Below are 9817 nucleotides of genomic sequence, written 5' to 3'. Positions count from 1 at the left end.
TTATGACCATTTAATAATTTTCCTACAACTTTTGATTCAGTAGTTGGGTTCTCTCGTACATTTAATACGTCTGTTGTTACAACAGTTTCTGCTTGAGCAGAAGTAGTGAAAATCCCAAGACCAAAAACTGCTGCTGTTGCTATACCGATTAATTTTTTCATAATAGCCTCCATTGCGTTTGTTTTCGTGTCCTCATTATAGCAACAGTTTTTTTCGGAATTTGGGAAAACACACAATTACAAACCATTCGTAACAAAGCATTAATACTCTGTAATGTAGAAAAAAATGATAGAAAGCGTTTTTTATTCCATGTTTTTAGGAGGTTTAGTAGATATATTTATGATTTGTAATACAAAGGGGATTTTTCAGCGAAGATAATAATATTACGTAGGTATTACGAAATGTTTACTAAAGTGTTACATTCCTTGAGAATTTCATCGAATTATGCCTAAAATAGTTATATAAACATAAACATTTTGTTTGTGAATTTATAAATACGTACAATATCCTGACAAAACAACCGCATAATTGTTACAAAAAGAAAGAGTGGCAATCGATATATTTGCCCTTTTTACAACTGTAACGCACCATTTTTTGGGAATCCATATTCCCATCCGCATCTATCTCGCACGATTTGGCGGTCGCATCTCCATTTTATAGTTCAAACGATTATATGGAAGATGAACTGTCCATCAGAATTCTAATTGGTGAAGGCTGATTTTAGAGAGTTTGAAGAAAATCACCACAAGAAATAGTTCACTTTATCCGATTTAACATATCGGGATTAGGGTCATTTTACGAAGAAAAGAAACCTACAAAAGGGGGATTTTATGAGGAAACTGACAAAAACATTTATTGTCTCATTAACATTATGTATCGCATTTACAATTTGGGGGATTATTCCCGAATCTATAATTGGACAAGGTAGCTTAGGAAATGTAACTACTGCAATTCAAACTGCGTTGGTTAGTAAGTTTGGGTGGTTTTATATTATTTCTGTTTCTATCTTCTTAGGGATTGCTATCTTTTTAATTGTTTCAAAGTACGGTTCTATCCGTTTAGGTAAAGATGATGATGAACCTGATTATAGTTATATGACATGGTTTGCTATGTTATTTAGTGCTGGTATGGGAATCGGTTTGATCTTCTGGGGCGTTGCTGAACCGTTAAATCATTTATACGTACCTCCATTTGGAGAAAGTGCCACAGAAGAGAGTGCACGTCTTGCACTTCGCTTTTCATTCTTCCATTGGGGTTTACATCCGTGGGGCTTGTATGCACTTGTAGCATTATGTATCGCTTATTTCACATTCCGAAAAGGAAAGCCAAGTACGATTAGTGCAACAGTTGGTCCGTTATTTAAGGGTGGCGAACACGGCCGCATTGCACATATGTTTGATGTGTTAGCTGTATTTGCAACAGTGTTTGGTGTGGCAACTTCGTTAGGACTAGGAGCAAAACAAATTGCAGGTGGTGTTAGCTATTTAACCTCGATTCCAAACTCATTAACAACACAGTTAGTTATTATTGGAATCGTAACGGTTTTATATCTATTATCTGCTCAAACAGGGTTAGATAAAGGTATTAAATATTTAAGTAATACGAATATTATTTTAGCATTTGCACTTATGGCGATTTTATTATTTGCAGGTCCAACAAACTTTATTATGAATTACTTTACTTCTACAATCGGTTCGTACATTCAAGAGTTGCCGAGTATGAGCTTTCGTTTAAGTCCATTAAATGAGGGTGGAAACCAGTGGATTCAATCATGGACGATTTTCTATTGGGCATGGTGGATTGCATGGTCACCATTTGTTGGTACATTTATTGCACGTGTGTCACGTGGACGTACGATTCGTGAGTTTGTAATTGGTGTGTTACTCGTTCCAACAATTATTGGTGCGCTTTGGTTCTCTGTATTTGGAGGAACTGGCATTCACATGGAGTTGTTTGAGGGAGCGAATATTTACGGACAAATTAAGGAGATGGGTACAGAGGTAGGCTTATTTGCTTTGTTAGATCATATGGGGAGTATAGGACCAGCATTATCTGTTCTTGCGATTCTATTGATTTCAACATTCTTTATTACATCAGCAGATTCAGCGACATTTGTTCTTGGGATGTTAACGACGCATGGTAGTCTAAACCCGCCAAACCGTATTAAATTTGTTTGGGGTATTGTACTAGCAGCACTAGCATCGATTTTATTATATGTCGGTGGACTAGAAGCTTTACAAACAGCTTCAATTATCGCAGCATTTCCGTTTGTATTTGTTATTTTCTTTATGATTGCAGCTCTATTTAAAGAATTGCAAAAGGAAGGTCGACATCACCATCATCATAAAAAATAATATAATAGAAGAAAAGAGCTGATTCAGAATCAGCTCTTTTTTTAGTGTGTGCGTTTTTAACGGTTGTCAGTTGTCGAATAATAGATAATTCGTGTCGAACTATCGATATATTGTCAAAAGTAATCCAAAAATTTGTCAAAAATTTGTCGGAAATGTGTTGTCACTTTTCCGTATATGTGCTATATTATTTCCTGTAAGCGATTTCAAATAGTTTTTAAGCGTATTCAAGGGGGACAACTAGAATAATGAAGCGTTACGAAAGAAAGTGGAAGCATATTTGTTTGAAACGTGTGGCACATCGCAATGTCCAAGAAAACACGGAACCAAAAACTGAAGTATCTAAAGAACAACAAGAGAAGCAATTGGTTTTACAAAAATAGCAGTCACTTTTTCGTATATAAATGAAAGTAGATCGTTCGTTGGGGGATGGACGTGAAAGTTACTTTCGACTAAGGGGTATTTGTCCGATATATAGATTTAACATAAAGATAAGCACAGAGCATACGGCGCTCTGTGCTTATTTTTTTAATCAAACGTTTGTTTAATTTTTACGTGCTGCTTTCGTCTCCCATTCTGAACGAGCCGCTTCCGCTTTTATTTTTTATACCTCACTGTTTTATCCCACCCGATAATTTGTTTTTTGCTTTTTGCACGTAAGTATAGGATGAGGCTTCTAACAAATAGGTAAGTAAAGAGCTGAGCGTATGTGAAATACATGATGATACTGATAAATATGTTTGTTGGTGTGAATGTATTTTCGGTACTTTGTGCACTAAAGAGTTGTGATGTGTATGTGATATAGGCGACGTACCACATAAATAGTAAGGGAATGGCATAGCTGATTTGAAAGAGACCAAGTAGGCCAATAATAAACCATACATTTGAGATGATTAAGAACAGCCAAAAGACAACGTATACTAATACTTGTTGCAAGGAGTGAACGAGTAATTTTCCTTTAAAGAAGCTGAATGAGGAAAACATCTTTTCTAAAATATATAAATTGCCCTGGAGCCAGCGTGTTCGTTGCTTAATAAGGATGTGTAAATGTTCTGGTTCTTGTTCCCATGTAATGGATTCGGGTACGATTGGTAATAGATAACCTTTTTGTGTAATTCGTAATGTGAGTTCTGCATCTTCAGCAATGGCGTAAGGGTCATAGCCACCAAGTTCTTCAAGTGCAGAGCGGCGCAGGAGCATGTTCGTTCCTGTTAATGAGCCAGTTTGGAATAAGAGCCAACGTCCGGATTGCATGAGTAGCTGGAAGATTTGAAACTCAAGAGAGATCATCCGAGTAAGCCAGTTGCGTTTTTCGTTAACAGTGCGGACATGACCGACGGCACCGACGGCATCTTTTGTCGTTTCTGCGTATTCAACAAGCATGCGGAGAGCATCGGGCTCAGGTTGATTATCAGCATCGTATACGCAAAAATATTCTCCGCTTGATATGCTGAGTCCATAATTTAATACACGTGATTTTCCTTTTGGTTCTCCAGGTGGTACACGAATATGTTTGATGCGAGCATAGGTTTCATCGTAATCATCGCCAATTTCCCCAGTTTCATCTTTGGAATTGTCATTTAATAAATAAATGGTAAGTTTTCCGGGATATTTAATATTTGCCATTGCAGTTAGCGTATCCATCATCACAACGCCTTCATTATGAGCAGGAATTAGAATATCTACGCTAGGATAATGTTCTAATGTCCGCTTCTTTAACTTACGATTTCGATGAACAAGACCGGCAATTGTGAGTAAGGAATAGTAGACGAGTAAGCTTGAAAATAAGAAAGCTGTAAAAATAAGCACATATTTAATAGAAAAAATAGTACTAACCCAAAAAACAAGCAAACAAAATAGAAGAAATAATAGGAGAAGAATAAGTGTCATCATGTCGTTAACATCTGCCCTCCAAGTTGTTCTTGTTTTATTTTGATTTTGGAAATAGCTTCTTCTGTGAACCATTCTTGCCATTTGTGCTCAAGGCGCTTTAGGACAATATTTACACCATCTTCATTTATATTTTGGAGTAAAATGACCAATGTATTATCATCATATTTTCCAACTAAATCAAAATCACTCAGCACGGTATCGAGTAGGAGAGAGGCAACGCGATCCATAGCGCTATGCTTTGTATAGATAGAAAACGAGGAAAATGAAAAGTAGATGATCATTCCCGTTTCACTACGTCTTTTCATAGCTGTTTCGAGTAATAAGCCACGCTTTTCGAACTCTTGTCTTGTTAATAGCTTTGTTTCACCGATATATTGTTCGAGCGTTTGAACTTGCTTTTGTAAGCGTCTATTTTCATTCACAAGTTTTTTTAACATATAGGTCGATATGTAAATAAGAAAGAAATTCGTAATCGCTAGGAAATGAGCGATGATATAGGAAAGCTGTGTGGAAGTACTCCATAAATATAACCATGCTTCATAAAATAAATAGAAGACGGAGAGAAGAGTTCCAGCAACAAACAAAATGAAAGCGAACTTATTTGAAGTGAATAGAAATAGTAAGTTGATGAGTACATACATAATTGTGAAGAAAAAGGCGTAAGGAAATGAGTTTATATGAACTGTGGTGAAATAGAATAAAATTTGCACAATCCATAATAGTATAATTTGATTGGGCATTTGTTTCATCATCTGACCTCCTAACAAATAGGTTGTTATATGTAATATGTGCTAGGAGTAGGGGGATACATGCATAAAAAAAGCTGATCCGAAATTTCGAATCAGCTTGATTGGTTAAAGTTTTACTTATAAGAACATCATACCAGCTACGGCTGCGTTTAAGAAGTTCGCCAGTGTCCCAGCGATTACTGCTTTAATTCCTAGCTGTGCAATTTGCTTACGGCGAGAAGGAGCAAGTGTCCCTGTCACACCTAATTGAATGGCGATAGAAGAGAAGTTTGCAAAGCCACAAATTGCAAATGTTAAGATCATATTTGTTTTATCAGAGAACTCTGCCATATGTGGTCCTAAGTTTGCGTAAGCAACGAATTCGTTGATTGCAAGCTTTTGACCGATGAAACTAGCTGCTTGTACAGCTTCGTTTGGTGAAACACCGATTAAAATAGCAAATGGAGATAAAAGATATCCCAAGATTAAATCAAGGCTTAGCTTAATATCAAACCAAGAACCAATCCATCCTAATAGACCATTTAATACAGCAATTAATGCGATGAATGCCATTAGCATTGCTGCTACGTTAATAACAAGTTGCATCCCTTCAGATGCACCGCGTGCTGCTGCGTCGATAACGTTCGCATCTTCACGCTCTGTTGAAAGTTGTACATTGTTATCTGGTGTTTCAGTTTCCGGCATAATTAGCTTTGCAATTAATAAGCTTGATGGTGCTGCCATAATGGCTGCCGCTAATAAGTGCTCTAGCGGAATCCCCATTGCTGCATACCCAACAAGAACGGATCCAGCAACAGCTGTCATACCGCTAACCATAATTGCGAAGAATTCACTGTTTGTTAAACGTGTTAAATACGGTTTAATTAAAATTGGTGCTTCTGTTTGTCCTAAGAAAACAGTTGTTACGGAATTTAAGCTCTCTGCTTTAGAAGTTCCAAGAAGTTTGCTTAATGCACCACCGATGATACTAACGAATTTTTGCATAATACCTAAATAATATAAGATTGCGACTAATGAACTAATAAATACAATTGGAAGTAGTGCTTGAATTACGAAGATGAATCCCCAAGGACCTTTTGTGTTTACTAAATCCCCGGCAACGAATTTAATTCCCTCATAAGAAAAATTAATTAAACCTTGAACGCCGTCAGAAGCCACTTTTAAGCCAGCTTTTCCAGCATCCCAACGTAATACGATGAATGAAAATGTAATTTGTAATGCTAGCGCGATTAAAATCGTACGCCAATTAATAGCTTTGCGGTTAGAAGATAATAAGAAAGCAATTGCTAAAACTCCAATCACGCCGCCAATTCCCCATAAAAAATTCATGCAGTGTAAATCCCCTTTCTCATAGTAAAAAAGTATAAGTAACAGATGTCTATACTTTTACGGACATAGTATCTTAAGTAACTTATCATACCGGACTTCAGAGGTCAAACGTCTGTCGAAAAGTTTAAATAGAAAGAAAATTCCATAAGAAAACACATATTAATCTTATCGAAGTAAAATAGGTTATGTTTTTTAGCGGGAAGGCATTTATTATTGTAACGTTAAGAAACATTTGTATGGAATATGGTGTATGAAATAAGAGGATGAGAACATATTTGTAGAAGTAAGAGTAGAAAAGATGACAAAAACTTCCCTTTAGGTGGGAAGAGAGGGTCCAGCCATGGATAGAAGTCTTTAGTCCAATACGGAGTTTAAAAACAAAGGGAGAAAAAGAGAGTAGGTCATCTTTTGTTTTCATGGCTGTTTTATCCAGCTATTTGCGAGTGGTAAGACCCTCACTGATTAAAGTTTCACTTTATATCATTCTATAAAAAAGAGCCCTCTAGTAATCTAGAAGACTCTGAAACTATGATTTAAGGTGCTTTTGTATATCCTAAGAAGTGGCTACTCCAGTAAGAGTTATTCATTGAAACGATTTTAACTCCGTTGTCACCGGCTTGAATAAATGATCCGCCACCAAGATAGATACCCATGTGAGAAGGGCCTGGTTTATAAGTGTTTTGGAAATAGATTAAATCGCCTGGTTGTGGATTTGAAGTTTTTGGTAGACTGCTCCAATATCCTGCTACAGTTTGACGGCTAACGTTGTGACCGAATTTGTTAAATACGTGGAAAATGTAACCACTGCAGTCAACGCCATTAGCAGAAGTGCCGCCCCATACGTATGGTACACCTGCCATTGATTTTGCATATGCAAGGATAGATGATGTATCGCCGCTTGTGTTGCCTGTATTGTTATTATTATTGTTGTTATTGTTATTGTTATTGTTATTGTTATTATCTACAGCGCCACCAACTGGTGTTTTAGATAGGAAGCGAGTTCCTATGTAGCCAGTGCGACCGTTGTAGTTAATTTTGCTCCAACCGTAATGTTCAGAAATAACTTGTACTTTTTGACCTTGTGGAAGAGCACCGATTACGCTGTAATTTGTACCTTCGCCGCTACGTACATTTAATGCTGCAACATTAATATAATATTCGCCAACAGCTGTTTGTGGTTGTTCTGGTTTCTCTGGTTGTGTTGGCTGTTCAGGTGTTGGTGTGCCACCTTTAACAAATTTTACAAATTCACTGCTTACATAGCCAGTTTTACCGTGATGATTAATTTTGAACCAGCCATTCTCTGCGCCAACTACGTTTAATGTTTGTCCATTTAATACGCCACCAAGTACACCGTGGTATGTAGCTGGGCCTGTACGAACTCGCAATGATGTTGCATTAACAACATAAGTACCGCCAGTTTGAACAGTTACATTATCATTGATTTCTTGTTGACCATTCCCCTCGGTAACATTGCTACTAGAACCGCCTTTTGTTACGTAGTCTTTGCTAAGGTAAGCTGTTTGTCCTGCATAGTTAATTTTGAACCAATCTTGTACTTCTCCAGTAACTTTAACAACTTGTCCTTTATGAACAGAGCCTAAAGTAGTATGAGAAGTGCTAGGGCCTGTACGAACGCGAAGAGAAGATACATTTACTGTATAGTTTCCACTTGCTTCCTGAACATTTGTGTTGTTATTTGAAGACCCAGCATTTGTAGAAACGCCAGATACGAATTGTCCACTAACGTAGCCAGTTTTACCGTTATGGTTAATTTTAACCCATCCATTTTCTTCACTGATTACACTTAATGTTTGACCTTCATATACGCGTCCCATAATAGAACTAGAAGTATTTGGGTTTGTACGAACACGTAATACGTCAGCAGTAACTGTATTATTGTCGCTTGTACTTACGTTTGGTTTCGCACCATTTTTTGATACGAATTCTTCACTAACGTAACCAGTTTGACCATTATGGTTAATTTTAAACCAACCGTTTTCTTCACCGATTACGTTTAATGTTTGACCCTCATATACGCGGGAGATAATGTCGTGAGAAGTACTAGATCCTGAACGAACGTGTAATACGTCAGCAGTAACTGTATAATTTGAATTGTTTTGTGGTGCAGCTTGAACAGCTTGTGCAGCAGGTTTTTGTGTGTTTTCAGGTGCAGCTTGAACGCTATCTAATGTTGGGGCTGCTCCTCCTGCTACAGACACTGCCGCAAGACCGGCAAGATATTTTTTCATGTTTTGTCGATTCCTTTCTGTCTGTATAATATATTGATGAAATATTTACCAACTGTTAAAAATTCTAAAAGGCATGTCGATTACTGTCAAGGGTTATGAGGGAATCTGAATATGTCAAAAATATTACAAAAAAAAATCAAGGTGCAGATGCTACCTTGATTTTAAATGAAAATACGTATATTAATCATTTGAATCATAAAAATATTCACCTTTAAGATCGTGAGGTGTTAGAAGGAGAAAAGCTTTGGACAAATGCTTTTTGTAGTAATTTGGAGATTCTTCCAACTTGACCATTTTGGATGGCGGTACCATCAAGATGCGTCATCGGAAGCACTTCTACAGTTGTTCCTGTAAAAAAGCATTCATCAGCATGATAAACGTCGCGAATGCTGAATAATTCTTCCTGAACAGGGATTTGTAGCTTATGTGCTAAAGACAGAATATATTGGCGGATAATCCCATTTAGTATGAGATGATTAGCGGGATGAGTATAAAGCGTCCCATTTTTGACGAGAAAAAAGTTAGAGTGACTTCCTTCCGTAATGATACCATTACGAACGAGAAGTGCTTCTTTACACCCCTTGCGTTCTGCTTTTGTAGCAGCCAATACGTTCGGCAATAAATTCAAGGATTTAATATCACAGCGATGCCAACGTACATCAGGCTCTGATATGGCACGTATTCCGTATTCAATCCATAAAGCAGGGCGTTCTTTTTGTGAGATATAGGCATAGATTGTAGGAATTACGTCAAAGGAGAATGCATGTGTACGATGTTGTACTCCTCGAGAAACTTGTAGGTAGATCGTGCCGTCTTCTTCGAACTTGTTATTTTCGAGTAATTTGTAAAGTAGTGTAATGAGTTCTGCTTTAGAGAATGGTAGTGTTAATTCTATTTCATCCATTGAACGGTATAATCGAGTTAAATGCGGATCTAATAAGTGGATGGTTCCTTTATAAATACGAATGACTTCGTAGACACCATCTCCAAACTGCGAGCCACGTTCTTCTAATTGTATGTACGGTCCTGTTTTATGTGTATCAATAATTTTATCATTCCATAATACAAATCTTTCGTACGCCATGTTACTTCCCATCCTTTCTTAATTGTTTGAATGCTGAGCACTGCAATTTATCCCGCACTAACGGGCAGTAATACTCCCACCTCAAAATTTGGTGTAAGCAATGTCCAGCTCTAGCGGCTAAAATCTCCAGCCGTTTCGCTCCCTCGGACGAGGCAAAAA

The 9817-nt window shown here is 37.3% G+C and carries 7 protein-coding genes and 1 pseudogene; 2 read left to right on the top strand and 6 right to left on the bottom strand.

Annotated elements, in window-relative coordinates; genetic code table 11:
- A pseudogene (locus tag CN373_RS15140) lies at window positions 1-173 on the bottom strand (enterotoxin); the annotation flags it as partial.
- A gap of 657 nt (window positions 174-830) precedes the next feature.
- Here CN373_RS15140 and opuD point away from each other — a divergent pair.
- Together opuD and CN373_RS26030 are read left to right on the top strand one after the other, a co-directional pair.
- On the top strand, window positions 831-2354 hold the full coding sequence (opuD, locus tag CN373_RS15135) for a glycine betaine transporter OpuD (RefSeq protein ID WP_001230121.1): 1524 nt from the start codon (window positions 831-833) through the stop codon (window positions 2352-2354).
- Window positions 2355-2599: 245 nt separating this feature from the next.
- Entirely contained in the window at window positions 2600-2734 is a 135-nt protein-coding gene (locus tag CN373_RS26030) for a hypothetical protein (RefSeq protein WP_000833063.1), read from the top strand.
- A gap of 214 nt (window positions 2735-2948) precedes the next feature.
- On the opposite strand, the gene CN373_RS15125 is transcribed toward CN373_RS26030, so the two are convergent.
- The 5 genes from CN373_RS15125 to CN373_RS15105 all read right to left on the bottom strand — a co-directional run bounded on the left by CN373_RS15125 (window position 2949) and on the right by CN373_RS15105 (window position 9670).
- On the bottom strand, window positions 2949-4244 hold the full coding sequence (locus CN373_RS15125; protein WP_000988650.1) for a glycosyltransferase family 2 protein: 1296 nt from the start codon (window positions 4242-4244) through the stop codon (window positions 2949-2951).
- Window positions 4241-4993 (bottom strand): dGTP triphosphohydrolase, encoded by a 753-nt coding sequence (locus tag CN373_RS15120; RefSeq protein ID WP_098359619.1) that lies wholly within the window; start codon window positions 4991-4993, stop codon window positions 4241-4243. The genes CN373_RS15125 and CN373_RS15120 overlap by 4 nt, the downstream gene beginning before the upstream one ends.
- Window positions 4994-5110: 117 nt before the next feature.
- Window positions 5111-6322, bottom strand: a complete 1212-nt coding sequence (locus CN373_RS15115; RefSeq protein ID WP_098359618.1) for a NupC/NupG family nucleoside CNT transporter — start codon at window positions 6320-6322, stop codon at window positions 5111-5113.
- A 533-nt stretch (window positions 6323-6855) separates the two neighbouring features.
- Window positions 6856-8574, bottom strand: coding sequence for an SH3 domain-containing protein (locus tag CN373_RS15110; protein WP_098359617.1), 1719 nt, complete (start codon window positions 8572-8574; stop codon window positions 6856-6858).
- Window positions 8575-8785: 211 nt separating this feature from the next.
- Window positions 8786-9670, bottom strand: a complete 885-nt coding sequence (locus CN373_RS15105) for a D-amino-acid transaminase (protein WP_098359616.1) — start codon at window positions 9668-9670, stop codon at window positions 8786-8788.
- Between the last annotated feature and the right edge of the window lie 147 nt (window positions 9671-9817).

It is taken from the genome of Bacillus cereus, from assembly GCF_002561295.1.
Taxonomy (GTDB): domain Bacteria; phylum Bacillota; class Bacilli; order Bacillales; family Bacillaceae_G; genus Bacillus_A; species Bacillus_A cereus_S.
This window is presented reverse-complemented; position numbering and strand designations above follow the sequence as displayed.

Bases quoted from the DNA above. Each gene is read 5' to 3' on its own strand.
- opuD (WP_001230121.1), top strand. From the start codon at position 831: ATGAGGAAACTGACAAAAACATTTATTGTCTCATTAACATTATGTATC.
- CN373_RS26030 (WP_000833063.1), top strand. From the start codon at position 2,600: ATGAAGCGTTACGAAAGAAAGTGGAAGCATATTTGTTTGAAACGTGTG.
- CN373_RS15125 (WP_000988650.1), bottom strand. From the start codon at position 4,244: ATGATGACACTTATTCTTCTCCTATTATTTCTTCTATTTTGTTTGCTT.
- CN373_RS15120 (WP_098359619.1), bottom strand. From the start codon at position 4,993: ATGAAACAAATGCCCAATCAAATTATACTATTATGGATTGTGCAAATT.
- CN373_RS15115 (WP_098359618.1), bottom strand. From the start codon at position 6,322: ATGAATTTTTTATGGGGAATTGGCGGCGTGATTGGAGTTTTAGCAATT.
- CN373_RS15110 (WP_098359617.1), bottom strand. From the start codon at position 8,574: ATGAAAAAATATCTTGCCGGTCTTGCGGCAGTGTCTGTAGCAGGAGGA.
- CN373_RS15105 (WP_098359616.1), bottom strand. From the start codon at position 9,670: ATGGGAAGTAACATGGCGTACGAAAGATTTGTATTATGGAATGATAAA.